The sequence below is a fragment of the Roseibium sp. FZY0029 genome, from assembly GCF_036350355.1.
In the GTDB taxonomy this organism is placed as follows: domain Bacteria; phylum Pseudomonadota; class Alphaproteobacteria; order Rhizobiales; family Stappiaceae; genus Roseibium.
Genome location: NZ_JAZDVZ010000003.1, coordinates 193076 through 215215 on the forward strand (window position 1 = coordinate 193076; position 22140 = coordinate 215215).

24 protein-coding genes are annotated in these 22140 nt (G+C 58.0%); 15 read left to right on the forward strand and 9 right to left on the reverse strand.

Features of this window, described 5'->3' with window-relative positions; genetic code table 11:
• Nucleotides 1-40 precede the first annotated feature (40 nt).
• Nucleotides 41-1219, reverse strand: a complete 1179-nt coding sequence (locus tag V1T76_RS09315; RefSeq protein WP_330560393.1) for a multidrug effflux MFS transporter — start codon at nucleotides 1217-1219, stop codon at nucleotides 41-43.
• A 422-nt stretch (nucleotides 1220-1641) separates the two neighbouring features.
• Nucleotides 1642-2796 (reverse strand): Mrp/NBP35 family ATP-binding protein, encoded by a 1155-nt coding sequence (locus V1T76_RS09320; protein WP_330560394.1) that lies wholly within the window; start codon nucleotides 2794-2796, stop codon nucleotides 1642-1644.
• Between the two features lie 430 nt (nucleotides 2797-3226).
• Between V1T76_RS09320 and V1T76_RS09325 the strand changes: the two genes are divergently transcribed.
• On the forward strand, nucleotides 3227-3907 hold the full coding sequence (locus tag V1T76_RS09325; RefSeq protein ID WP_330560395.1) for an SDR family oxidoreductase: 681 nt from the start codon (nucleotides 3227-3229) through the stop codon (nucleotides 3905-3907).
• 520 nt (nucleotides 3908-4427) lie between these two features.
• The gene (locus V1T76_RS09330; RefSeq protein WP_330560396.1) at nucleotides 4428-4886 is read left to right on the forward strand and encodes a BLUF domain-containing protein; all 459 of its coding nucleotides are present in this window, start codon (nucleotides 4428-4430) and stop codon (nucleotides 4884-4886) included.
• Between the two features lie 10 nt (nucleotides 4887-4896).
• On the opposite strand, the gene V1T76_RS09335 is transcribed toward V1T76_RS09330, so the two are convergent.
• Nucleotides 4897-5310, reverse strand: coding sequence for a hypothetical protein (locus V1T76_RS09335; RefSeq protein ID WP_330560397.1), 414 nt, complete (start codon nucleotides 5308-5310; stop codon nucleotides 4897-4899).
• Nucleotides 5311-5463: 153 nt separating this feature from the next.
• Between V1T76_RS09335 and fdhD the strand changes: the two genes are divergently transcribed.
• From fdhD to V1T76_RS09355, 4 genes are read left to right on the forward strand one after another with little or no spacing between them, the layout of a single operon-like run.
• On the forward strand, nucleotides 5464-6327 hold the full coding sequence (gene fdhD / locus V1T76_RS09340) for a formate dehydrogenase accessory sulfurtransferase FdhD (RefSeq protein WP_330560398.1): 864 nt from the start codon (nucleotides 5464-5466) through the stop codon (nucleotides 6325-6327).
• Nucleotides 6324-6977, forward strand: a complete 654-nt coding sequence (gene mobA, locus V1T76_RS09345) for a molybdenum cofactor guanylyltransferase MobA (protein ID WP_330560399.1) — start codon at nucleotides 6324-6326, stop codon at nucleotides 6975-6977. The genes fdhD and mobA overlap by 4 nt, the downstream gene beginning before the upstream one ends.
• Nucleotides 6974-7495: a molybdopterin-guanine dinucleotide biosynthesis protein B gene (gene mobB, locus V1T76_RS09350; protein ID WP_330560400.1), complete on the forward strand. Its 522-nt coding sequence runs from the start codon at nucleotides 6974-6976 to the stop codon at nucleotides 7493-7495. Before mobA ends, mobB begins: the two co-directional genes overlap by 4 nt.
• Nucleotides 7492-8769 carry a molybdopterin molybdotransferase MoeA gene (locus tag V1T76_RS09355; RefSeq protein ID WP_330560401.1) on the forward strand — a complete coding sequence of 426 codons (1278 nt, stop codon included), beginning with the start codon at nucleotides 7492-7494 and terminating at the stop codon, nucleotides 8767-8769. Before mobB ends, V1T76_RS09355 begins: the two co-directional genes overlap by 4 nt.
• Before the next feature lie 36 nt (nucleotides 8770-8805).
• Here V1T76_RS09355 and V1T76_RS09360 read toward each other — a convergent pair whose 3' ends face one another.
• Nucleotides 8806-9801, reverse strand: coding sequence for an MBL fold metallo-hydrolase (locus tag V1T76_RS09360; protein ID WP_330560402.1), 996 nt, complete (start codon nucleotides 9799-9801; stop codon nucleotides 8806-8808).
• 180 nt (nucleotides 9802-9981) lie between these two features.
• Here V1T76_RS09360 and V1T76_RS09365 point away from each other — a divergent pair, with 180 nt between their 5' ends.
• Nucleotides 9982-10896, forward strand: a complete 915-nt coding sequence (locus V1T76_RS09365; protein ID WP_330560403.1) for a LysR family transcriptional regulator — start codon at nucleotides 9982-9984, stop codon at nucleotides 10894-10896.
• A 109-nt stretch (nucleotides 10897-11005) separates the two neighbouring features.
• Here V1T76_RS09365 and V1T76_RS09370 read toward each other — a convergent pair whose 3' ends face one another.
• Entirely contained in the window at nucleotides 11006-11647 is a 642-nt protein-coding gene (locus tag V1T76_RS09370) for a glutathione S-transferase family protein (RefSeq protein WP_330560404.1), read from the reverse strand.
• 186 nt (nucleotides 11648-11833) lie between these two features.
• On the opposite strand from V1T76_RS09370, the gene V1T76_RS09375 reads away from it, so the two are divergent.
• From V1T76_RS09375 to V1T76_RS09395, 5 genes are all read left to right on the forward strand, one after another.
• A complete protein-coding gene (locus tag V1T76_RS09375; RefSeq protein ID WP_330560405.1) occupies nucleotides 11834-12247 on the forward strand; it encodes a hypothetical protein in 414 nt (137 codons plus the stop codon).
• 262 nt (nucleotides 12248-12509) lie between these two features.
• Nucleotides 12510-13286: an ABC transporter substrate-binding protein gene (locus V1T76_RS09380; RefSeq protein WP_330560406.1), complete on the forward strand. Its 777-nt coding sequence runs from the start codon at nucleotides 12510-12512 to the stop codon at nucleotides 13284-13286.
• A gap of 127 nt (nucleotides 13287-13413) precedes the next feature.
• Entirely contained in the window at nucleotides 13414-14127 is a 714-nt protein-coding gene (locus tag V1T76_RS09385) for an ABC transporter permease (protein WP_330560407.1), read from the forward strand.
• Nucleotides 14127-14954 (forward strand): ABC transporter permease, encoded by an 828-nt coding sequence (locus V1T76_RS09390; RefSeq protein ID WP_330560809.1) that lies wholly within the window; start codon nucleotides 14127-14129, stop codon nucleotides 14952-14954. Before V1T76_RS09385 ends, V1T76_RS09390 begins: the two co-directional genes overlap by 1 nt.
• A gap of 185 nt (nucleotides 14955-15139) precedes the next feature.
• Nucleotides 15140-16306: a trans-sulfuration enzyme family protein gene (locus V1T76_RS09395; RefSeq protein ID WP_330560408.1), complete on the forward strand. Its 1167-nt coding sequence runs from the start codon at nucleotides 15140-15142 to the stop codon at nucleotides 16304-16306.
• A gap of 6 nt (nucleotides 16307-16312) precedes the next feature.
• Here V1T76_RS09395 and V1T76_RS09400 read toward each other — a convergent pair whose 3' ends face one another.
• Nucleotides 16313-17203: a LysR substrate-binding domain-containing protein gene (locus V1T76_RS09400; RefSeq protein WP_330560409.1), complete on the reverse strand. Its 891-nt coding sequence runs from the start codon at nucleotides 17201-17203 to the stop codon at nucleotides 16313-16315.
• Between the two features lie 99 nt (nucleotides 17204-17302).
• Between V1T76_RS09400 and V1T76_RS09405 the strand changes: the two genes are divergently transcribed.
• The 3 genes from V1T76_RS09405 (at nucleotide 17303) to V1T76_RS09415 (ending at nucleotide 19160) form a co-directional block, all read left to right on the forward strand.
• The gene (locus tag V1T76_RS09405; RefSeq protein WP_330560410.1) at nucleotides 17303-17455 is read left to right on the forward strand and encodes a hypothetical protein; all 153 of its coding nucleotides are present in this window, start codon (nucleotides 17303-17305) and stop codon (nucleotides 17453-17455) included.
• 97 nt (nucleotides 17456-17552) lie between these two features.
• Nucleotides 17553-18434 carry an NAD(P)-dependent oxidoreductase gene (locus V1T76_RS09410; RefSeq protein WP_330560411.1) on the forward strand — a complete coding sequence of 294 codons (882 nt, stop codon included), beginning with the start codon at nucleotides 17553-17555 and terminating at the stop codon, nucleotides 18432-18434.
• Nucleotides 18435-18449: 15 nt separating this feature from the next.
• Nucleotides 18450-19160: a DNA alkylation repair protein gene (locus tag V1T76_RS09415; protein WP_330560412.1), complete on the forward strand. Its 711-nt coding sequence runs from the start codon at nucleotides 18450-18452 to the stop codon at nucleotides 19158-19160.
• 34 nt (nucleotides 19161-19194) lie between these two features.
• Here V1T76_RS09415 and V1T76_RS09420 read toward each other — a convergent pair whose 3' ends face one another.
• The 3 genes from V1T76_RS09420 to V1T76_RS09430 form a co-directional block, all read right to left on the reverse strand.
• Nucleotides 19195-19695 carry a DUF302 domain-containing protein gene (locus V1T76_RS09420; RefSeq protein WP_330560413.1) on the reverse strand — a complete coding sequence of 167 codons (501 nt, stop codon included), beginning with the start codon at nucleotides 19693-19695 and terminating at the stop codon, nucleotides 19195-19197.
• Nucleotides 19696-19794: 99 nt separating this feature from the next.
• Entirely contained in the window at nucleotides 19795-20868 is a 1074-nt protein-coding gene (locus V1T76_RS09425; RefSeq protein WP_330560414.1) for a hybrid-cluster NAD(P)-dependent oxidoreductase, read from the reverse strand.
• A gap of 4 nt (nucleotides 20869-20872) precedes the next feature.
• Nucleotides 20873-22108: an aromatic ring-hydroxylating oxygenase subunit alpha gene (locus tag V1T76_RS09430; RefSeq protein WP_330560415.1), complete on the reverse strand. Its 1236-nt coding sequence runs from the start codon at nucleotides 22106-22108 to the stop codon at nucleotides 20873-20875.
• Nucleotides 22109-22140 lie beyond the last annotated feature (32 nt).

The following is a 22140-nucleotide window of genomic DNA, read 5'->3' on the forward strand; positions in this document are numbered from 1 at the left end:
TTAACCCACCAGGCACCAGCGCGTTGATGGAGCGGCAGCGCTACTCTGCCGCTACCATATCGGAGCGTGCGGTGTAGAACCGGATGCTCAGGGCTGCGATCAGGCTGAAGCCGATCCCGACACCCATCACCAGGATCATTCCCCAGGGCGACCCAGCCAGAAAGCCGTGGGCATAAAGCCAGGCAACGACTGATCCCGCCAGCGCCCCCATGGAAACCTGGAAGGACGCGGTCATTCCGGAAGCCGCTCCGGTCAGCTCCGGCCGTACGCTTGCCGCGCCGGACAACGCGCTTGGCAGGCAGACACCATTGCCAAGGCCGAGCAGGAACATGGGCAGGAACAGACTGGGTGCGCTTAGAGCGCCGAAATAGGTAAACCCTGCAATGACGGCCACACAGACAATCGCGATGAGCGTTCCCGCCAGGATCATGGGAAACAGGCCGACCCGTTCGGAATACCTGCCGGATATGAAGTTGCCGGCGATATAGCCGAGCGCAACGAACATGAAATAGAAGCCCATTTCACCGGCACTCAGGGACAGAAGATCGGCAGCAATGAAGGGAGCGCCACCAAGGTATGCGAAATAGGCAAGCGCACTGAAAGCGGCGGTCAGCGTGTAGCACCAGTAGAGCGGTTCGCGGCACAGCGTTGCATAGGCTTTGAAGATCTGGCGCCCGCCAACCGGATTGCGGTTCATGTGGGTTTCCGGCAGGAGGAAAACGCTCGCCCAAAGAGTAGCAACCCCGAAAACCAGGAGCAGCATGAAGCCCCCCTGCCATCCGTAATAATGATCCAGCAAGCCGCCGATAGCCGGCCCTACGGTCGGCATCACTGCCATGCCCATGGTGACATAGCCGATCATGCTGGCCGCTTGCTTGGGGCTATATAGGTCGCGGAGAATTGCTCGGCCGAGCACCAGTCCCGTGCAGCCGCCTGCTGCTTGAATCACGCGAGCGGCGATCAGCGCTTCGATGCTTTGTGCGAACAGACAAAACACGGTGCCAATCACGAAAAGCACTGAGCCGAGTATGATGACCGGCCGTCTGCCGAACTGGTCCGACAAGGGGCCCCAGAAGAGCTGGAATACGGCAACCGCGATGAAGAAAGCGGACATGGATAACTGTATCTCGCCCGCGGTCGCGGAAAACACCAGCATCATTCCTGCCAGGGATGGCAGGTAGATTTGCATGGCAAGCGGGCTGACAGATGAAATCGCCATAAGCACCGCAAGCGAAGGTTTCGCACCGGTGCTGGAAGTTTGGGATTTGCTTGTAACCATGCCCGGGCAGGAACCTTTTTATCGTCATCCCTTGCGGGCTAAACATTCAACTTTGAATATGTATATTGGTTCCGTGACCCGGGCGTGAAAACTTCAATTGTTACAGTCAATAGCCGCGCGATGACAAAAAAAATCAGCAATTTCAGGCAATTGATACATGAATTTCATCCCCCACGAATCCGTATCAGGTGCGAGATTTGATGTCCGCGGACGGCAACGTTTCATGCGTTGGCGCGCCATCTTCAGCAGCGGTTACCGACTTGGACACGGGTATAAAAAACAGGCTCGGCGTAAGTCGTGCCTGTTTTCGTTTTATCGGCCTGCTGCGGGTCTTCCTCGGCTGGCGAATGGCTCTTCTCGGTTCAGTCGAAGACGATTTTCGGGGCGGCGCGGGCTGGTTCCGCACTTTCGCGCTCGATGCTGGCGAGCACCTTGGCGGCAATGTCCTTATAGATACCCGCAACCGCGCCTTCCGGATCGGAAACAACAACCGGCGTACCGGCATCGGACGTTTCACGGATCTTCATGGTCAGGGGAACTTCGCCCAGGAAAGGCACGTCCAGCCGATCTGCTTCCGCCCGTGCACCGCCATGGCCGAAAATGTCGTGGCGACCGCCGCAATCCGGACACAGGAAATAGCTCATGTTCTCCACGATCCCCAGCACGGGAACGTCGACGCGTTTGAACATGTTGAGGCCCTTGCGGGCATCGATCAGGGCGAGGTCCTGCGGTGTCGACACGATCACCGCACCGGCCAGGGGCACCTGTTGAGCCATGGTGAGCTGAGCGTCGCCGGTTCCAGGCGGCATGTCGACCACCAGGACGTCCAGTTCTCCCCAGGCCACTTCGCGAAGCATTTGGGTAAGCGCGGAAATGACCATTGGCCCGCGCCAGATCATGGGCGTTTCTTCTTCCACCATGAAGCCCATGGACATCACCTTGATGCCATAGCCTTCCAATGGCTTGAGCATCCTTCCCGACAGAGCTTCCGGACGGCCGGAGACGTTGAAGAGCCTCGGCACGGACGGGCCGTAGATATCGGCGTCCAGAACCCCGACCCTTTTGCCGAGCGCTGCCATCGCCAGGGCAAGGTTTGCCGTCGTCGTGGACTTGCCAACGCCGCCCTTGCCAGAGGCAACGGCAACAATGTGCTTGATGCCCGGCACACCGGGTTTTGCCGGAGCCTGTTCTTCGGCGGCGCGCCGCGACTGCTGCGGAGCAGGTTTCGGGGCCGATTGAGGCGGTGTGTTGCGGGCGCCGCCTGCCGCGCGTTCTGCCGTGAGGGCAACCATCACGGTTTCAACGCCCTCCACTTCCTTCACCACCTTTTCCGCGGCCTGACGCAGAGGCTCAAGTTCCTGCGCGCGCTCAGCGGGAACGGTAATGGAGAAAACAACGCGGCCATCGGACACGAACACGTCGGAAACGAGGCCCAACGAAACGATATCGCCCTCAAGGTCCGGTCCCTTGATCTGCCTTAATCGTTCCATGACTGCGCTTTTTATGGTGTCGGTCATTCTTCGGTCCTGTTTCGTACACCGGCCACTGCGCGACCGGTTTATCCGGTGCGAAATCTAGTTCGCCGCCTCACGGAGGCAAGCTGCCAAAATGAAGCACGGCACGTTCCGCTTTCTGACCGCAAGTCATAGAAGGGGTAATTTTACGACACAAGCCCAACCACTCAACAGATGACATCAAGGCTGCTTTGTGCGCCTGCAGCATTTCGAATGTCTCATTGGGTCTTCAGATTGCTTTTGCCGGTTTACAAGGCTGCTTCTGGCCTTGGTGCCCCTTCCCCCTGACATGCAGCTGCCTGCAATTGGAACCGAAATTGTCACCCAGCCTCCGCAGGGACAAAGTTTTCGTTGAACCGGGGCACAGGCCGGGTAACTTGGAGATGCCTCTCTCCATCTCTCTTCCAAGTTATTCCAGTCTCAGGAACCCGACATGCCAACCTGCCTCATCACCGCAGCCAATCGCGGGATCGGATTCGAGCTTGCCCGCGCAGCACTCGAAAGCGGCTGGACCGTTTACGGTTCGGTCCGCACGCAGCAAGCGGCGAACGAGACGGCCGAACGGTTCGGCAAAGGTTTTCATCCGCTTGTTTTCGATGTCACGGATCATGCTTCTGTTCGTTCTGTTGCAAGCGGCCTCGACAGCCCGCTCGAGCTGCTGATCAACAATGCCGGTATCATCACTCCGGAACGTCAGAGCGCTCTGGACATGGATTTCGAGGGCTTTGCCGAAACGCTCGCAGTCAACACCCTTGCACCTTTGGCGGTCTCTCAAGCGTTCCTGCCGCATTTGCGCCGGTCAGGGGCCGGCCGGATCCTGACCATTTCCAGCCAGATGGCCTGGATGGGATACAGGAAGTCTGACACCCTCGCCTACCGCGCCTCAAAGGCAGCGGTGAACAAGGTGATGCAGGGCCTTGCAACCGATCTGGAACCGGAGGGCATTCCAGTCGCGCTGATCGATCCCGGCTGGGTGCGCACTGACATGGGTGGACCACAAGCAGACAATGACCCGGCGGACGTCGCACGGGGCATTTTGAAGATCGGCAGTTCTCTCGCCGTTGCCGACACCGGAAAGTTTTTCAAATGGAGCGGTGAAGAGCGCCCGTTCTGACCCGCCAATATGGCCTGAGAAACTGGATTGCCCGGCCCCACCCCGTAACCCTGAAGGGCAAGAGTGGTACACTTATGCCGTTGAGCGGGACCCACGCTGCCTAACTGGCGGAAACGCCCGCCGACCGTGAGTTGCGGTCGCCGTGATCGACCGGCGGCTAACGCCGACGGGCACGGTGCCAAGCTGGACGAAGTGCTGCGCTCTCACCAGCGCTCGCTCAACGGGACGCCCGTGGTGCGGTGGTTTATTCGATTCTTCATTTCGAGTAGCCCGCCCTAAAAAACGGCTTCTATTTCAAGCGTGAAGAAGGTTCTCAGCTATCTTTTCCACACAAAGAAGTGCTTAGTTGTTTTGCACAGTTTTCTAGTTCTGACCATCCGGCTGCGAAGCACACATTTGCAGAGGACTTGGCGACGCTTCGGTAACACAGGCTGCTCTTCTTCCCATTTGATTCAAATTTTAAGCAAATGTGAGGAATTGGAGCGCAGGCTGGATTCATCGGCAAAAGGATGGACACGCCATGGAACTTTACCGCGCCTGCTATCGAAGCAAGATCAACTGGGGCAAGATGCGTCTTCCCCTGCCGGATGAAATCGACAAGACGTTGCTGCGCATTCGTCGGATCAACAGAAAGGCCGGCGTAACCGGTGCGCTTCTGCTGGTTGATCAGCACATCATTCAGGTTCTGGAAGGTCAGACCGGCCCGGTGCTGGATACCGTCTATTGCGTGATGAATGATCCACGCCTGGAAGCCATAGAGGGCATCATTCACGAACCGGCGGATTTCCGTCTTTTCCCGAATTCGCTCATGTTCTTCCGGGACCTGACCGATGGCCTTGCCGCTTCCCAGCACGACGTTCTGCGACCGCTGCTTGACCACCCGGCAGACATTACCCGGGAAGAAGCCTACCGGGCGTTCGGACATTTTGCGCAGGAGCTTCAGGAAGGTCGCCTGACCAACGAGATGCTGATGATCTGAGCTGCTCCGGTCATGCGGTGCACCTTGGCTCATCGCCGGTTTTGCAATTGAAGTCGTAGATTGCACTATGGCCGGACACGATCACCGTCAGGTCGATATTGTACGCCGCACAAAAAACGTTGGCAGACCATAGCGACCCGTTTCGGCGGTTCACGGGTAATGTCGACAGCGCGTGTGATGCAAGGCTTTCGAGCTTGTCCATTTCCCGTTGCCTTAACCGGGCCTGTGCACGGAGCAATGCCGTCTTTTCAGTGCCTTGTCCCTCTTCATCGTAACGATGATATCCCAGCGCAGTGCAGATGCTGTCAGACGCAAGCTCCCCGTACCGATTGCTGAGGTCTTTTTCCTTAGAACAGCCAACTGATTTCCTGCACATTGATACAGCGCCAGCATCACTTTCGTTTGGAAGGTGTTCCGCATCCATTTTTTCATTCCCCGGGCACACGTCGCAGTCTCAGCTTCACGGCCTGCTCGCGAACCAAAACCCGGAAGTAACACCTTGCCCCCCGGCAATCGCGTCCCATAGTGTTGAGACAATCGAAGCAAGTGGAGTCGTTTGCCTGTGTCAGGCCCATATGTGCTGCAACCAGACCCGGAAGATTCGCGCCTTTCGACGTCCGTAACCGGTATCGATCAGGATGGACAGCCGGTCGAAACACGTGTCGTGACGGAAAAACCGCTGACGCTCTACCTGAATTCTCAGGAAGTGGTCACCATGATGACCATTGGCGATCATCCGGACCTACTGGCCGTCGGTTATCTCAAGAACCAGAACATGCTGGCCGATGACGATGTCATAACCGGTATCGACCATGACGATGATCTGGATGTTGTCGTGGTTCGCACCGAGCGTGAGACCAACTTCGAGGAAAAGCTGAAAAAGAAGGTGCGCACCTCCGGCTGTGCCCAGGGCACGGTGTTCGGTGATGTCATGGAGGGGTTCGAGACCGTGCAACTGGCTGAGGACGCCCGCCTCAACACCTCGTGGCTTTATGCGCTGACAAAAACAATCAACACAACGCCTTCCCTCTATCTAGAGGCTGGGGCTATCCACGGCTGTGTTCTGTGTCAGGAAGATCGCCCACTTGTCTACATGGAAGACGTTGGCCGCCATAATGCTGTCGACAAGATCGCAGGCTGGATGGTCCTGAACGATATCCCCGCGCACGACAAGATTTTCTACACCACAGGCCGGTTGACCTCCGAGATGGTGATCAAGACCGTGATGATGGGCATCCCGATCCTCGTCTCAAGATCGGGCTTTACCGCATGGGGTGTTGACCTTGCGCGTCAGGCCGGCTTGACCTTGATCGGACGAGCGCGCGGCAAACGGTTCGTGGCTCTGTCCGGTCACGACAGGATCGTGTTCGATATGTCAGCGAGCGACATGGAAGACGAACCGGAGACCGCCCGCAGAAAAGGGAGCATGCCGGCAGCATGACGAGACACGAGAAGCCGCTTCAAAGCAACAAAGTGCTGGGATGCATCCTTGCCGGTGGGCAGTCCCGCAGGATGGGCGGTGGTGACAAGAGTCTGATGGATCTTGGCGGCAAGACCATGCTTGACCTGATCCTTGCCAGGCTGAAACCACAGCTTGACGACATCATTCTGAACGCCAACGGTGACCCGGACCGGTTTGCACGCTTTGACTTGCCAGTGGCAGCCGATCCCGTTGGCGACTTTGCCGGACCTCTCGCAGGCGTTCTGGCCGGAATGACCTATGCCCATGCCGAGAGACCGGACGTCACTCATGTCGTTACGGTTGCCGGAGACACCCCCTTTTTTCCGACCAGTCTTGTCGCCCGGTTCTGCGCTGCCGTGCCGGCCGACAGACCGGTGATCGCACTGGCCTCCTCCGCTGACAAACTGCATCCGGTTTTCGGACTTTGGCCAGTCAGCTTGAAGTCGGATCTTGAAGATTGGCTGCGCTCCGGCAAGACCGGAAAGGTGCTTGCCTTTGTCGACTGCTACGACAGCGTCGAAGTCTCTTTCGACCCAGACCCCGCCAGCGGATTGGACCCCTTCTTCAATGCAAACAAACCTGACGATCTGGCTACCGTCAGGGATGCGCTGAGTTACGCTCCCAGATGATTACCACCCCCGTATTCGGAATTACCGGCTGGAAGAACTCCGGCAAGACCCAGCTTGTGGCCAGTCTCGTGGCCGAGTTCACTGCCCGTGGCCTCAGGGTCTCAACCGTCAAGCATGCCCATCATGGTTTCGATGTCGACAAGCCCGGCACGGACAGCTTCCGCCACCGGGAGGCCGGTGCCGTGGAAGTTGCGCTCGTCTCCGGGCGTCGTTGGGCATTGATGCACGAGCTTAAACAGGAAGACGAACCGCCGCTGGAAGAAGTTCTGGAACGGCTTGCACCATGCGACCTGATCCTGATCGAAGGCTACAAGAAGGAACCCCATCCGAAGATCGAGGCGCGCAGAACCGAAGCGAGCGAACGTGGCCCGTTGGCCGTCTCCGACCCGAACATTCTGGCCATCGCGACGGATCACGAGTTGCCTGATGAGGTCTTGCCGGTGTTTCATCTGGACGACATAGGTGCGATGGCGGATTTCATCGAAACCCATCTCGGTCTGAAGAGGTCTTCAGAATGACCGGCAAACAACTCCTGGACGACTGTTTCCTGCACGACAAGCACCGTTTGCGCCACCACGACGCACTGGCCATCCTGAAGGAACGGCTTCACTGCATAGCGGAGACCGAAACCGTGCGTCTGGAAGAAGCTGCCGAGCGCATCCTTGCCGAGGCGGTAAAGGCTCCTCGCAATGTTCCGCTGGCCGACAATTCGGCCGTTGACGGCTATGCCTTCCGCAACGCCGACTTTGAGGAAGCCGGTGGTTTTTTCCGCCTGGAACAAAGGATTGCCGCCGGGCATGCCAGCAACGCCGATCTCGGTCCTTGGGCGGCTGCCCGGATCTTCACCGGCGCGGTGATGCCGCCGGGGGCCGACACGGTCGCCATGCAGGAAGATTGCGAAACGCACCAGCAGGACGGTCAGGATTTCGTGATCGTGCCGCAGGGCCTGAAAACGGGCGCCAACCGCCGCAAGGCGGGTGAGGACGTGGCAGAAGGGACGACGCTTCTGAGCCCGGGTCAGCGGCTGCGCCCGCAAGATGTCGCGGCCATTGCCTCCACCGGACAGGCCGAGGTCTCCGTTTTCCGGAAACTGAGGGTCGCCCTGGTGTCCACGGGCGACGAGCTTCGCCGGCCCGGCGATCTCATCACCCTGGGTGATGTGTATGATTCCAATCACTTTCTTCTGCGCAGCCTGTGCGCGACGCTGCCTGTCGAGATCGATGATCTGGGCATTTTGAAAGACGATGCGGGCAGGCTTGAAGACACTCTGGCAAAAGCCGCGGCCAGCCATGACGTGATCCTGACCACAGGCGGTGCAAGCCGCGGTGAGGAAGATCACATGCTCAAGGTTCTGGACAAGCTCGGCACACGCCACATGTGGCAGCTTGCAATCAAACCGGGCCGCCCGATGATGTTTGGCAATATCGGGTCCTGCGTCGTTCTCGGACTGCCTGGAAACCCGGTAGCGGCCATGGTCTGTTTTCTGCTTTACGCACGTCCGGTCTTCAGCCTTCTCGGCGGAGGTGCGTTTGTGGAACCGCAGGCGTTTCAGGTTCCGGCCGCCTTTGAAGTTCCCAAGAAAAAGCCTGACCGGCGCGAGTTCTACCGCGCTTTTCTGGAACCTCGCCCTGATGGCGTACTGGCCGCGCAAAAATTCCAGCGCGACGGGTCCGGACTGATAACGGGCTTGCGCGAGGCAGACGGTCTGGTCGAGATCCCCGAAGACGTCACCTCGATCCGGAAGGGGGACATGGTCTCGTTCCTGCCCTTTTCCGGCTTCGGATTGCGCTGACCCGGCGCTTTCTCCGGGTCAGCAAGGCCAATTTCCTCAGTAGGCGTAGGGCCAGTTGGCAGCGACAAAGCGGTAGCCCTCGCCGTCCTTGGCAACGCGGCCCATACCTGGAAAGGGAATGTGAGCGCCTGCAAAGAACAACTTGTCGGCGGCAGCCTGATCCAGAAACGCCTTGCGGGTCGTTACCGCCTGGCCCGGATCGATATCGAACCCGATGCCCCAATCCGGCCGGCTGAACTGATAGACGGCCATATGAACGATATCGCCTGCAATCACGAGGGTTTCGCCGTTGCTGTCGAACAGGTAGCCGGTGTGCCCAGGAGTATGACCAGGCAGAGCCATTGAGCGGATGCCGGGCAGGACTTCCTTGTCACCGGAAATCAGCGTCTGGCTATCCTTGTAGGCATCAGCTGCCTTCCGTGCCCCGACGAAGAACGGCTTGAATTGTTCGGGGGCCCCATTCATGGCCGCGTCATCGAACCAGAAGGCCTTGTCGACTTCCGGCAGGATCAATTCTGCGTTCTTGAACACCTTGTTGCCGCCACCATCAATGACGCCGAAAAGGTGATCCGGGTGCATGTGGGTGATCAACAGCGTGTCGACCTGATCGGGCGTTACGCCGGCAGCAGCCAGGGCATCGGGCAACCGTCCCATTGTCGGACCGAGGGCATCCGAAGTGCCGGCATCCACCAGGATCAACCGGTCACCCGTATTTACGAGGTAGGCATTGACGGGAATGCGCAGCGCCTCTCCCTCGACCATGGCAGTGTCCCTGAGGCGCTGACCTTCCGAGGCTTCGTAGCCGATGACCAGCTCCGGGGTTACATCGAGATACCCGTCGAGCAAGGCGGTGATTTCGAGATCGCCGACCTTGTAGCGAAGCGCTCCGGCCATGGGTTTGCCAGCCTTCGTGACGGCGGCCTGCGCGGGTGTGGCAAGGAATGAAACACCGCCGGCAGCGGCAAACGCCCCTGCCCCGGCAGCAGCACCGAGAAGTGTTCGTCTGGAAACGGAAATCTGAGAAGTGGTCATATGGGGCCTCCCGGCTCGACCTGATGGAAAACTTTCATGCCCGAACCTTCGGGATCGGTTCGGCAGCCTTAAAGGTGTTTCATTCGCGTCGATTTTGAAGCGCTTAATATCTTATATTACTCATAAACCGTGCTTATGTATCCGGTCATACCGGTTTTCTCTCACCAACCCGAGGCCGTTTTGGACAAGCTTTCCTCTCTTTCCGGCTTTGTGCAGGCCGTAAATTCGGGCAGTTTTTCAGCGGCCGCAAAGCACCTTGGCATTTCCCAGCCTGCTGTCAGCCAGCAAGTGCGCGCGCTGGAAGACGAATTGGGTATCAGGCTTCTCAACAGGACAACGCGCCAACTCAGCCTGACCGAGGCTGGCGAACGATATTATGCCTATGCGCGGGATATCCTGGAACGTCTCGCCGAAGCCGACCGGTCGGTTCAGAGCGAGGAAGCGCAAATGTCCGGCCCTCTGTCGGTGGGGCTGCCGCTGGGGTTTGCCGAAACGGTTCTGTCGGACTTCCTGATCCGCTTCAAGCTGGATCATCCGGGCATCTTGCTGGATGTGTCGCTGTCAGATCAGTTTGTCGATGTGATCCAGCAGCGCCTCGATGTGGCAATCCGTATGGGCGATATCGAAGACGATCGCCTGATCGTGAGACGGCTAGGGCTCGCGCAGCGGTGCCTGGTCGCATCGCCCGACTATCTCGACAAACGCGGACGGCCTGCACACCCTGACGACCTCAAGAACCACGACTATCTGCTTTACAAGAACATCTCGACCGGAACCCGGGTTCCATTCATCAGTCCGGTCGGTGAAAAACTCTCGGTCATGATCACACCGACGATGCTCGTCAACAACTCCTCGACCCTGCGCCGGGCGGCGATGGCAGGCCTCGGCATTGCGCTTTCCAACCGGTGGCTGATCGAGCCCCTTCTGCGCAACGGCGACCTGGAGGTTGTTCTGCCGCAATGGCAGTATCCGCCGCACCCTGTGCATGCGGTCTATCCTTCCAACCGGTTCATCCCGCTTAAGGTCCGGAGGTTTGTCGACAGCCTGTTCAGCTTTTTCGAAAAGGAAGGGGCTTTCCAGTACAGGGGCCTTTAAGCAGCCGAGGGCGTTGGCGGGCAGCAAAATGAAGACACGTTTCTGCCGAAACCCTCGACAGTGGCATCACAAGCGGCCCGGCCGTGATCGATCGCCGGGCCGGTAGTCCCTACTCGGTGTCGACCACCCAGGTTTCCTTGAGCGCGGCCTCTTCCCAGATCTTCCAGGCGGGCGTTGCCGTCATCGCTTCACTGTATTTGCGAACCACAGGATCGGTCGAAAGCTGATAGGTTTCGAGCCGGCTGACGACAGGTGCATACATGGCGTCGGCTATCGTGAAGTCGCCGAAGAGGAACGGACCACTGGAGGCTTCGAGACACTCTTTCCAGATGGTCACGATCCGCGTGACGTCGCTTTTCACAGCCTCACTGACAGGTTTGGGCGCTGCAGGGCGCTGCATGTTCATCGAGCACTCGCTGCGAAGAGCAGAAAAGCCGGAATGCATCTCTGCCGAGATGGACCGGGCCCAGGCACGCTGTGCCTTGTCCTGCGGCCACAGGCCCTTGTCCGGAAAGCAGTCGGCCAGATATTCCAGGATTGCGAGACTGTCCCAGACCGTCAGGCTGCCGTCTTTGAGAACCGGCACTTTTCCTGTTGGCGAGAACGCTGCGAATTCCGGATTGCCATTCTCGAAATCAAATGGAACCAGCGTTTCCCGGAACGGAATCTCCTTGTGCTTGAGGGCTATCCACGGCCTTAGAGACCAGGAAGAATAATTCTTGTTGCCGATAAACAGTTCATAGTCCGACATCTCACTGCCCTTTTCCGAACCCCGGCACAAATCTCCATGTGAAACCGGGCAAACTTTTCCTAAGCGCAACGGCTTCCGGCATCAAATTCAATAAGTTCATGAAATTCATCAGTGTTTTTAATGACCCTTCCCGGCACAATTATTGCTTGCATTTTTGACGATACCCGCAGCCAGAACGAGGATCTGATGTCGTCTGCACTTTCACCCGTGTCCACCGTGTCGCCGCAAACCTCCAAAACACCGCAACAACAACCGAGCGAGACCGAAAACCAGTTCCTGCAGTTCCGGACCTTTCTCGCCGAACAATATCAAGACTGGCGGCAACTTCCCGAAGAACAACGCATTCGGCACGAGTATCTTGAAGAACACGGACTGACCGAACTCAGCCTGGACAACCTCTCCCCCAGAAACCGGGCAATCCACGAAGAAAAGATTGCCGAGTTGACCAAGCAGCCGATTTTGTCACCGACACCCTATCGAGGTTCAAAGGCCGGTGACGCGCTATCCCGTCCGGTCATCACCCTGCAATCCGTCCTTGAGGTCTACGACGCCTCTCAGGAAGTCGATGCTGCCGACGTGACAGCCGACTCAAAAGCCTGATGCCCGAGTTGTGCCGGGCATTCGGACCTGACGCGCGCTTGTTAGAGCCGCTTCGACTGCCCGGCAGACCTGTCATGTTTCCACAGTGGCTTGCCCCTTCCCCGACGACACACCGAAAAAAGTGAGAATTCGGCAAAATCACGCAGTGTTTTTTTCGCCTGTCTGCTTGAAATTTGACCCGAAGTGTATGGAATAGTGCGTTCGGGCAAGAAGGTGGGAAGAACCCGCTTGCGCCGCGAAGATAATATTAGGGGAACAAAATATGCGTGTTTTGCGTATGGCTGCTGCAGCTGTAGCAGTATTGGCTGCCGTGAGTGGCGCTGAGGCGAAAGACTGGTCGAAAGTGCGTATCGGCACCGAAGGCGCTTATCCTCCTTTCAACTCCCTGACTGCTGATGGCGAGCTGGTTGGCTTCGACGTCGATATTGCCAAGGCACTCTGCGAAGAAATGAAAGTCGAATGCGAATTCGTCACACAGGATTGGGACGGCATGATTCCAGCCCTGCAGGCCGGCAAATTCGACGCCGTGATCGCGTCCATGTCGATCACCGACGAGCGTAAGGAAAAGGTCGACTTCACCAACAAGTACTACAACACCCCGCCGGCAATTGCCGTGCCGAAGGATTCCACTCTGAAGGGTACCTCAGACGAAGACCTCAAGGGTATTACGCTTGGTGCACAGTCCTCCACCACCCATTCCAACTACGCTGAAGAAAAACTGCCTTCCGCAGACCTGAAGCTTTATCCGACGCCGGACGAGTACAAGCTCGATGTCGCCAGTGGCCGCGTTGATGCAGTCATCGACGACGTTGTGGTGCTCTCCGATTGGCTGGCAACCGATGATGGTGCTTGCTGCAAGCTGCTTGGCACCCTGACGCCGGATCCGGTGATCAACGGCGAAGGCGCCGGTATTGCCATTCGCAAGGACGATGGCGAGCTGAAGGAAATGTTCAACAAGGCCATCGAAGGCATCCTGGCGAACGGCAAGTACAAGGAAATCAACGACAAGTACTTCACGTTCGACGTTTACGGCGGCTGAGCGGCCTCCTGTCGAAAGACCATCGGTGCGGCGCCCCGAGTGCCGCACCGCCTGCAGGGAAAAATCCCGCAGTACGGCCGTAGGGGCGGTCGGAATAACAACAACAAACAGAAAGAAGCGCCGGCTTATGGACGAAGCTTTGACGCTACTCTCCTTCGGACCAGAGGGCTGGGGAGACGAGATTGCCTGGGGCGTGGTCGTGACCGTTTGCCTGGCGATCGTAACCTTGCCGTTCGGCTTGTTTCTGGGATTTCTGATTGCGCTTGCGAAAAAGTCATCGGAACCCAGTCTGCGACTGGCGGCCAATATCTACACCACCCTCTTTCGCGGCTTGCCGGAACTTCTGACCTTGTTCCTGGTCTATTTCGGCCTGCAGATCGCGGTACAAGTTTTGCTGAAGATGGCCGGCTTCGACTTTTATTTCGAAGTCAATTCGTTCGTCGCCGGTGTCATCGCCCTTTCCTTCGTCTTTTCTTCCTACGCTTCCGAAGCATTTCTGTCTGCTTTTCGCGGCATCCCGCAGGGACAATACGAAGGCGGATATGCGCTTGGTCTTTCCAGGGGCAAAACACTTCGGCTTGTGGTCCTGCCGCAGTTGATCCGCCTGGCGCTTCCGGCTCTTGGAAATAGCTGGCTCGTCCTGCTGAAGGACACGTCCCTTGTTTCCGTGGTCGGTTTGTCTGACGTGATGCGACAGTCCGGGATCGCGGCGCGCGTGACCAAGGAACCATTCATGTTCTTTGGTGTCGCCTGTCTGATCTACCTCGTCCTGGCGATGATTTCGTCCACCGGCCTTGTGCGCATCGAGCGCTGGAGCAAACGGGGAGAGGCAACGCGATGATGATCTCTGCCAACCCCGCCACCGGTCTGAAGCGCCCGCCCGCGCCACCTCGTCGCTGGACAAAGACACGGATCCTCGGCCATGTCCTGATGGCGCTCTGGATAGTCTCGGGTGCATGGCTGCTTTATTATCTGGCGATAAACATCGCCAGCCCGTTCGTCCTCAAGTATTGGCCCGAGTATCTCAGCGGGTTCGTCGTTACCCTTCAAATCGTCGGCCTGTCCCTGCTGATTGGCGCTCTATTGAGTGTCCCTATCGCGGCTGCCAGAGCCTCGAAATGGTGGCTCATATCAAAGCCCGCCTATTGCTACGTCTATTTCTTCCGCGGCACACCGCTGCTGGCGCAGACGTTCCTTGTCTACTACGGCGCGGGAACATTCCAGCCGCAGCTGGAGGCAATAGGCCTTTGGGGCTTCTTCAGGGAAGCCTGGTTCTGCGTGATCTTTGCGTTTTCGCTGAACACCTCTGCTTACCAGGCAGAGATCCTTCGCGGTGCCATCCAGAACGTGTCGAGAGGCCAATGGGAAGGCGCAGCGGCCCTTGGCATCAACAAGAAGATTACCTTCTTCAAGGTCATCCTGCCTCAGGCGCTGATTGTGGCCCTGCGCCCGTATGGCAATGAGATCATCCTCATGCTGAAGGGGTCTGCCATCGCGGCCATCGTGACCGTGTTCGACCTCTTTGGAGAAACGAGACGGGCCTACTCGAGATCATACGATTTCCAGGCCTACATCTGGGCAGCTGTTATCTACCTGTTCCTGGTGGAGATGCTGCGCCGGCTCTGGGACAGAATTGAAACGCGCCTGACGCGTCACCTGATCCGCTGAGCCTGATATACACCCTCATTCAGTTTGGGCCGGGCTTTTCGAGCTCGGCCCAAATTTCGGCTGCATCTTCCCATTTCCCGCGGCTAGTCGGGCCCGCATCCGCTTTTTTCAAACTGCTTGTTTTCATTTGATTATTCTTAGCGCGCGCGATAACCCGGAAGGGCACCCAATCACGGAGCTCCCCCATGCCGAAAACGCCCTCCATCGCCCATGGTCTTCACCTCGACAGCCTGCTTGCCCATGGAGGCGGCGGTTTTGATGCGGCAACGGGTGCTGTCGTGCCGCCAATCCAGACGGCAACCACGTTCGTGCGTGACGAAAACTATGAGCTGATCAATCCGGGTCATATCTACAGCCGTGACGACAATGCGCTTTACAAGAAGACCGAAAAGCTGATTGCCGCTCTTGAAGGTGGCGAGGACAGCCGTCTGTTCGCTTCCGGCATGGCCGCGGTCGCGGCTGTCGCCCGCCTCGTCAAGCCGGGAGGCACGCTGCTTGTTCAGTCAGGCATCTACTGGGGCACCACCCTGTTTCTGCGCAAACTCTGCGCGCGCAACAAGATCGCGCTGGTGGAAGCCGATGCCAGTGATCTTCAGGCGTTTCAGGACGAACTGGCCGTGACACGACCGGATCTGGTGTGGCTGGAAGTTCCCAGCAACCCGTTCCTGAAAGTCGCCGATATCAAGAGCATTGCCAGCCAGTGCAAAGAGGTGGACGCCGTGCTCGCCGTCGATGCCACGGCGGCGACCCCGCTGATCCTCAAGCCGCTGTCACTCGGCGCCGATCTCGTGATGCATTCAGCCACCAAGGCGCTCAATGGTCATTCCGACCTCTTGGGCGGTGTCGTGACGACCAATGACGCCGGTAGCGAAGCCTGGGCGTTTCTGACCGAAGAGCGCAAACTGGCAGGCGCCGTTCTCGGGTCTTTCGAAACCTGGCTCTTGCTGCGGGGCATGAGAACGCTTGGGCTGCGCGTTGAGCGGATGAACAGCACGGCGCAGGCATTTGCGGAGCATTTCGAGAAGCACCCGAACGTGGAAGCGGTGCTTTATCCCGGCGTCGAAAGCCACCCGCACCATGAGCTTGCAAAGAGCCAGATGACAGGCGGCTTCGGCTCATTGATGTCCATTCTGGTCAAGGGCGGCAAGAGTGAAGCGCTGAAGGTCACAGGTGCACTCGCCCTGTTCCAGCGGGCAACCTCCCTTGGCGGCACGGAAAGTCTCGTCGAACACCGCTACACTATAGAAGGCGAAGGTTCCGGGATTCCGGAAAACCTGTTGCGCCTGTCCATAGGCATCGAGAATTGCGACGATCTGATTGCGGACATGGATCAGGCCCTCGCTGCGACTTGATCTGCCCTAGTCCACAAGCTGCTCGGCCCGCATGCTGCGCAGCCAGCTCATGAAGGCCTTTAGAGGCGGACGATCGACACCCGGACGGGTCACCAGATGGTACCCGGTTCCGGGATAGACGCCATCTTCAAAAAGAACCCTGAGGTTGCCGGCCTCGATTTCCGGTTCGACGAAGGTTTTCGCGGTGGCTGAAATGCCATGGCCCCGCCGCAGCCCTTCCAGCACCATGTAGCCAGGCAAATGGGTGATGTTCAGCTTGCCCTTGGGCACGACACCCTGGCGCTCCATCCAGATGGCCAATTCATTGGTGCCGTATTCCTGAAGCCACGGAAACTCCAGAAGGTCTTCGGGACTTTCAATCTTTTTATCGCCGATCAGGCAACTTGCACCGATGACCGCAAAGTTCGTCGGAATGAAAAGTTCCGATTCAAGTCCTGTCCAATCGCCCTTGCCGAAGCGGATGGCAAGATCAACGCCACCAGGCTTGAGTTCAACCACTTCAGCCGTCGGATTAAGCATCAGCTCGACATCCGGATGCTTATGCCGGAAGTCGCTGATCCTCGGCATCAGCCAGCTTATGGCAAAGGACGGTGTCATGGTGATGTTGAGCGGGCGAACAAGGTCTTCACGCGTCAGTTCATCGACCGTCTCGTGGATGATCTCGAAGCCTTCGCTCAACCCTTCGAACAGTTGCTTGCCTTCGGGCGTCAGCGCAATTCCCCTACCCTCACGAACAATCAGCTTCAACCCCAGAAACTGCTCGAGAGCCTTGACCTGCTGGCTGACAGCCGCGTGCGTGACGTTCAACTCTCGTCCGGCGGCCGACAGGCTGCAGGTTTCGGCAACGGCAGTAAAGGTTCGAAGGCTGTTGAGGGAAGGAAGTGAGCGCCAATCCATATGTAATATTTCCTTACATTTCAAAAATCTTCCTGACTGGCATCTTTCGCCATTACCAGCCACATTCTCCTCACACACACAGCGAGAGGATGTAAGCACATGTTTGGTATTTACGCACGTAGCTTTCTGGAAGCAACCCGCTTTACCAGCAACACCCGCCCTGACACGCGTACCCAGCAACACCTGGACGCTCAGTCGAAAAAGCGGGATCGCCATTTCCGGCTCTGGCAGCGCGCCCCCTACTGGATCTAAGCTGACAGCACGCGGCAAATAGCCTAAAACCATGATGAACCAGTTCAGTTGAAGGCCCGGCTTGTACCGGGCCTTCGCATGCGAAGGGAGCGTCGTCATGGCAAAGGTTGCATTCATAGGTCTGGGCGTCATGGGGTATCCGATGGCGGGACACCTGAAAATCAAGGGCGGCCACGACGTTACAGTCTATAACCGGACCTCCGCGAAGGCCGAAAAATGGGCCTCCGAGTTTGGCGGGAACTTCGCCAAGACCCCCAAGGAAGCGGCTGAAGGTTGCGAATTCGTTTTTGCCTGCGTCGGCAATGACGACGACCTTCGCTCCGTCACGACCGGTGCGGATGGCGCCTTTCACGGCTTGAAGGAAGGCGCAATCTTCATCGACAACACCACCGCCTCTGCCGAAGTTGCCCGCGAGCTTTATGCGGCGGCGAGGGAAAAGGGCTGCGGCTTCATCGATGCGCCGGTTTCCGGTGGCCAGGCAGGCGCTGAAAACGGCGTTCTGACCGTGATGTGCGGCGGCGACCAGGACGCTTTCGACAAGGCCAAACCGATCATCGAATGTTTTGCCAAGTTCGCCGGCCTGATGGGCGAAAGCGGCGCGGGTCAACTGACCAAGATGGTCAACCAGATCTGCATTGCCGGGCTGGTGCAGGGCCTTTCCGAAGCCATTCACTTTGCCAAGAAAGCGGATCTAGACGTTGCCAAGGTTATCTCCGCAATCAAGGGCGGTGCTGCCCAGTCCTGGCAGATGGAAAACCGTTGGGAGACCATGAACGACGGCAAGTTCGACTACGGCTTTGCGGTCGACTGGATGCGCAAGGATCTCGGCATCTGCCTGAAGACCGCCAATGAAACCGGTGCGCGCCTGCCCGTCACGGCATTGGTCGATCAGTTTTACGCCGAAGTTCAGGCCATGGGTGGCAAGCGTTGGGATACGTCCAGCCTGATCGCTCGTCTGGAAAACGCCGACAAGTCATAGCCGGGCGTATTTTTCATGCCCCGCTCTCCGGAAATGACCTTCACGCTTGAAAGCGTATTGAACGATCTGCGTGACGCGGGAACCGAAGCGAACCGTGCCGGAATGGCGCGGTTCGGCATTGAAACCGACCGAGCCTTCGGCGTCCCACTTTCGGTGCTGCGCCCTTTGGCCCGGTCGATTGGCGCGAGCCCGGACCTAGCCAGGGAACTTTGGGACAGCGGTTTTCACGAGGCTCGCCTGCTTGCCATTCTTCTGACACCGCCCAGGCACCTCGCACCGGAACTTGCCCTTGAGTGGCTGAACGACATTGGCTCCTGGGATCTGTGCGATCAGCTCACGAACGTGCTCGCCCGCCGGGCGGGGTCGAACGAACTGGTCCCGGCTCTTGCCGCCGACGAGAGAGAATTTGTCCGCCGAGCTGCCTTTGCCCTGATTGCCTGGCGCGCCGTTCACGCCAAGACGGCTCCTGACAGCGAATTTCTGAGCTATCTGCCCCTGATCCGGACCGCGGCCACAGACCAGAGGAATTTCGTCTGGAAAGCGGTGCACTGGGCGCTGCGTCAGATCGGCAAGCGCTCATTGCCTTTGCACAGCGCCGCGCTTGCGGTTGCCGAAGATCTGGCGGTTTCCAACAACCGGACGGCACGCAAGGTCGGCAACGCGGCCGTGCGTGAGCTTTCGTCCGAGAAGGTGCTGAGCCGCCTGAACAAGGCGCAGGATGTCTAGCCATTTGCCGCAGGAGAGAGCAAAGCTGCACACTCTACTGGCCAGTCGCTTCCTTTGCTATGGCATCCAGCAAGGCATTCACTTCGCCGATCGCCGCCTTGGAGGCGTCCGAGCCTGTCTCGCCCAGGTGACGGTATCCGACCGTTACCGTACCGGGCTGGTCGGGTGTCTCGAAAACGAAAACCGAATAAGGGCAATAGGCGATATTGGCAGCATCGGCTTCCATCACCTTGCGGGACAGGTTGGCCGAACAGAACAGCATGGACTGGGCATTGACGAATATCTGCTTCTTGCCGCCGACATCTTCGGACGTGCGATCCAGCATATCGCCGATATGCGACACATAATCGATGACGAGACCGTGGTTGACGATGGCGTTTTCAAGATCGAAACGCACGTCATCGAAGGCTGCCGAAACCTGATAGGCGGTTACGCCTTCCGGCATGTTCTGTGCGCTTGCGCCCAACGTGCTGCAAGCTGCGATACCAGCGAAGGCGATTGCGATGTGAAGCGGTTTCCTGAAATTGTCAAACATGCGACGTCCTCCCGAGCATGAAGGCCAGAATACTCCGCTCTTCATGCCCGCGCCATTGATACATCGCAAATTTTGAATATTTCCTAGGCTATCGACGCCTCAGATGTCGACCTCGATCGTGCCGATCGGATTCGAGCAACACGCCAGGATGAATCCGGCCTCGATATCCTCGTCGCTGATGCCCCCGGAATGGACCATGTGCACATCCCCGGAGAGCTTCTTCACCTTACATGTGCCGCAGACACCAAATGTGCAGCCGGAGGGAATATTGAGCCCTGCGTCCTTGGCAACCGCCAGCACAGTGTCGGTTTGCGAACACCAGGCCGACACTTCGGACCCTGCAAAGACAATCTGCGCCTGCACATCGTCCTGTGGCACGACATCGTCGAATTCGGTGAGTTCCGCCTTGGTTTCGGCTGGAGCCTGAAAGCTTTCCTGGAAATAGTTTTCCATGTTGAAGCCGAGCGAATTCAGGATCTCGCGCACGGATTCCATGAAGCCTTCCGGACCGCAGCAATAGACCTCGCGTTCCAGATAATCGTTGCACATCAGGCCCAGCATCAGCTGGTTGAAGTGTCCGCGATATCCGGTCCAGACCTCATAAGGTTCGGTGTCGGTGACCACGAAATGCAATTGAAGGCCGTTGACGCGGCTCGCCATATATTCAAGCCGCTTGCGGAAGATGAGATCCACGGGCCGCCTTGCGCACTGGATAAAGCAGATATCCGGATCCTCACCGCGCTCGAACAGTGTTGTCGCCATGGACATCATGGGCGTGACACCGGAACCGGCGGAAATGAACAGATATTTGCTGTCCGGATTGCGCGGCAAATGGAACAGACCGGCCGGTCCATAGGCCTTGATACGCATGCCGGGCCTGAGGTTTTCCAGCATCCACTTCGTGCCGATGCTGTCTTTCTGAACCTTTACCGTCACAGATATGTAGGCATTCGTCACGGGCGACGAGGAAATCGTGTAGGTGCGCTGAATATTTCCGCCAGGCACCGGCAGATCCAGCGTGATGAACTGACCGGCTCGATAGACGAAGGTTGCGCCGGACGGCGGGCGGAAGGTGAACGTTTTCACCCCCGGCGCTTCGGGCAAAACGCTGACGCATTCCAGAACTTCATTGTCGGACCAGACCGGCGTATCGCGTCCGGGCATAGGGATCATGGCTCTACTCCGCCGCGACACGGAAACGGCCCATCAGACCGTTTTCCAGGGTTCTCGCATACCAGTCGACAAACTGAATGACGCCGCTTTCCTGAGCCGGCGAATAGGGCCCTGGTTCGTAAGCCGGCGACTTGATGCCGATCTGGTTTTCCTCGACGATCTGACGATCCTCGTCATTCGTGTGGATCCAGACCTCAGTCAGCCGTTTGAGATCGTAGTCGACCCCTTCCTGGGCATCCTTGTGCACCAGCCACGTGGTTGTTACCTCGGTTTCCATGGGGCTGATCGGCAAAACGCGGAATGTCAGCACCTGATCGGAAAGGAAATGGTTCCAGGTGTTGGGATAGTGGAAGAACAGACAGGAGCCGGCATTGTCGAAAGGAACAGACCCGATCCTCTTGGAAACAGCCGCCTTGCCGTCCATCGTGTAGCTGACCGCATCGCCCAGGAACGGAATACGCACGAAACGCCATTGTTCGTTTGGCGAGATCAGATACCTGGACGGAAGGCCTGCGTTTTCACAGCGCTCCACATGGGCCTTGCCGACATTGGACGAGGTTGAATCGTCGCCGCCCACAAGATTGGGATCGTCGGGGAACGTCCGGCACAGCGAAGGATGCGACCCGGAGCAGTGATAACACTCGCGGTTGTTTTCCAGGACAAGCTTCCAGTTGCCCTGCTCGATGATGGTCGACTGGTGCGCGACCTTGAGGTTGGAAAGGTCGTGCGGAGCAAGATAGCGTTCCGCCTGCTTTTGCAGTTCCGTGGTGTCGGGAGCAACCGCTGCAAGGCAGATGAAAACCATTCCGGATACGGTCACGCAGTGAACGGTCTTCAGGCCGTGGTTTTCCGGCTTGAATTCCGGCCCCATTTCACGCGCCCACAACAGCTTGCCGTCGAGTTCGTAGGTCCACTGGTGATAGGGACAGACCAGCTTTGGAGCTGATCCCCTGGACGCTGCGCAGATACGGCTACCGCGGTGCCGGCAAGAATTGTGGAAAGCGCGGACGACGCCGTCGGCACTACGCACGATGATGACGGAAAAATCGCCGATCTGAAGTGTGACGTAATTGCCGGTCTTCGGCAGTTCAGCCGACGCAACGGCGAAGATCCATTCCTTCTGCCAGATATTTTTCAGATCCGCCTGGTAGACATCGGCATCCGTATAGAAGGCCTGAGGCAAAGAATAGCCGGCGCGGCGGCCCATCAAAAGTGACAGAATTTCTGCATCGTTGAACATGGTGACACATCCTTATTGGCCGAGTCGCCCGG

What these genes read in the sequence shown, in the direction of transcription:
- V1T76_RS09415 (WP_330560412.1), top strand. Translation starts at nt 18,450, where the DNA reads ATGCCCCGCTCTCCGGAAATGACCTTCACGCTTGAAAGCGTATTGAAC.
- V1T76_RS09320 (WP_330560394.1), bottom strand. Translation starts at nt 2,796, where the DNA reads ATGACCGACACCATAAAAAGCGCAGTCATGGAACGATTAAGGCAGATC.
- V1T76_RS09375 (WP_330560405.1), top strand. Translation starts at nt 11,834, where the DNA reads ATGTCGTCTGCACTTTCACCCGTGTCCACCGTGTCGCCGCAAACCTCC.
- V1T76_RS09335 (WP_330560397.1), bottom strand. Translation starts at nt 5,310, where the DNA reads ATGGATGCGGAACACCTTCCAAACGAAAGTGATGCTGGCGCTGTATCA.
- V1T76_RS09390 (WP_330560809.1), top strand. Translation starts at nt 14,127, where the DNA reads ATGATCTCTGCCAACCCCGCCACCGGTCTGAAGCGCCCGCCCGCGCCA.
- V1T76_RS09380 (WP_330560406.1), top strand. Translation starts at nt 12,510, where the DNA reads ATGCGTGTTTTGCGTATGGCTGCTGCAGCTGTAGCAGTATTGGCTGCC.
- V1T76_RS09330 (WP_330560396.1), top strand. Translation starts at nt 4,428, where the DNA reads ATGGAACTTTACCGCGCCTGCTATCGAAGCAAGATCAACTGGGGCAAG.
- mobA (WP_330560399.1), top strand. Translation starts at nt 6,324, where the DNA reads ATGACGAGACACGAGAAGCCGCTTCAAAGCAACAAAGTGCTGGGATGC.
- V1T76_RS09430 (WP_330560415.1), bottom strand. Translation starts at nt 22,108, where the DNA reads ATGTTCAACGATGCAGAAATTCTGTCACTTTTGATGGGCCGCCGCGCC.
- V1T76_RS09420 (WP_330560413.1), bottom strand. Translation starts at nt 19,695, where the DNA reads ATGTTTGACAATTTCAGGAAACCGCTTCACATCGCAATCGCCTTCGCT.
- V1T76_RS09325 (WP_330560395.1), top strand. Translation starts at nt 3,227, where the DNA reads ATGCCAACCTGCCTCATCACCGCAGCCAATCGCGGGATCGGATTCGAG.
- V1T76_RS09395 (WP_330560408.1), top strand. Translation starts at nt 15,140, where the DNA reads ATGCCGAAAACGCCCTCCATCGCCCATGGTCTTCACCTCGACAGCCTG.
- V1T76_RS09410 (WP_330560411.1), top strand. Translation starts at nt 17,553, where the DNA reads ATGGCAAAGGTTGCATTCATAGGTCTGGGCGTCATGGGGTATCCGATG.
- V1T76_RS09370 (WP_330560404.1), bottom strand. Translation starts at nt 11,647, where the DNA reads ATGTCGGACTATGAACTGTTTATCGGCAACAAGAATTATTCTTCCTGG.
- V1T76_RS09400 (WP_330560409.1), bottom strand. Translation starts at nt 17,203, where the DNA reads ATGGATTGGCGCTCACTTCCTTCCCTCAACAGCCTTCGAACCTTTACT.
- V1T76_RS09425 (WP_330560414.1), bottom strand. Translation starts at nt 20,868, where the DNA reads ATGATCCCTATGCCCGGACGCGATACGCCGGTCTGGTCCGACAATGAA.
- mobB (WP_330560400.1), top strand. Translation starts at nt 6,974, where the DNA reads ATGATTACCACCCCCGTATTCGGAATTACCGGCTGGAAGAACTCCGGC.
- V1T76_RS09355 (WP_330560401.1), top strand. Translation starts at nt 7,492, where the DNA reads ATGACCGGCAAACAACTCCTGGACGACTGTTTCCTGCACGACAAGCAC.
- V1T76_RS09405 (WP_330560410.1), top strand. Translation starts at nt 17,303, where the DNA reads ATGTTTGGTATTTACGCACGTAGCTTTCTGGAAGCAACCCGCTTTACC.
- V1T76_RS09315 (WP_330560393.1), bottom strand. Translation starts at nt 1,219, where the DNA reads ATGGCGATTTCATCTGTCAGCCCGCTTGCCATGCAAATCTACCTGCCA.
- V1T76_RS09385 (WP_330560407.1), top strand. Translation starts at nt 13,414, where the DNA reads ATGGACGAAGCTTTGACGCTACTCTCCTTCGGACCAGAGGGCTGGGGA.
- V1T76_RS09360 (WP_330560402.1), bottom strand. Translation starts at nt 9,801, where the DNA reads ATGACCACTTCTCAGATTTCCGTTTCCAGACGAACACTTCTCGGTGCT.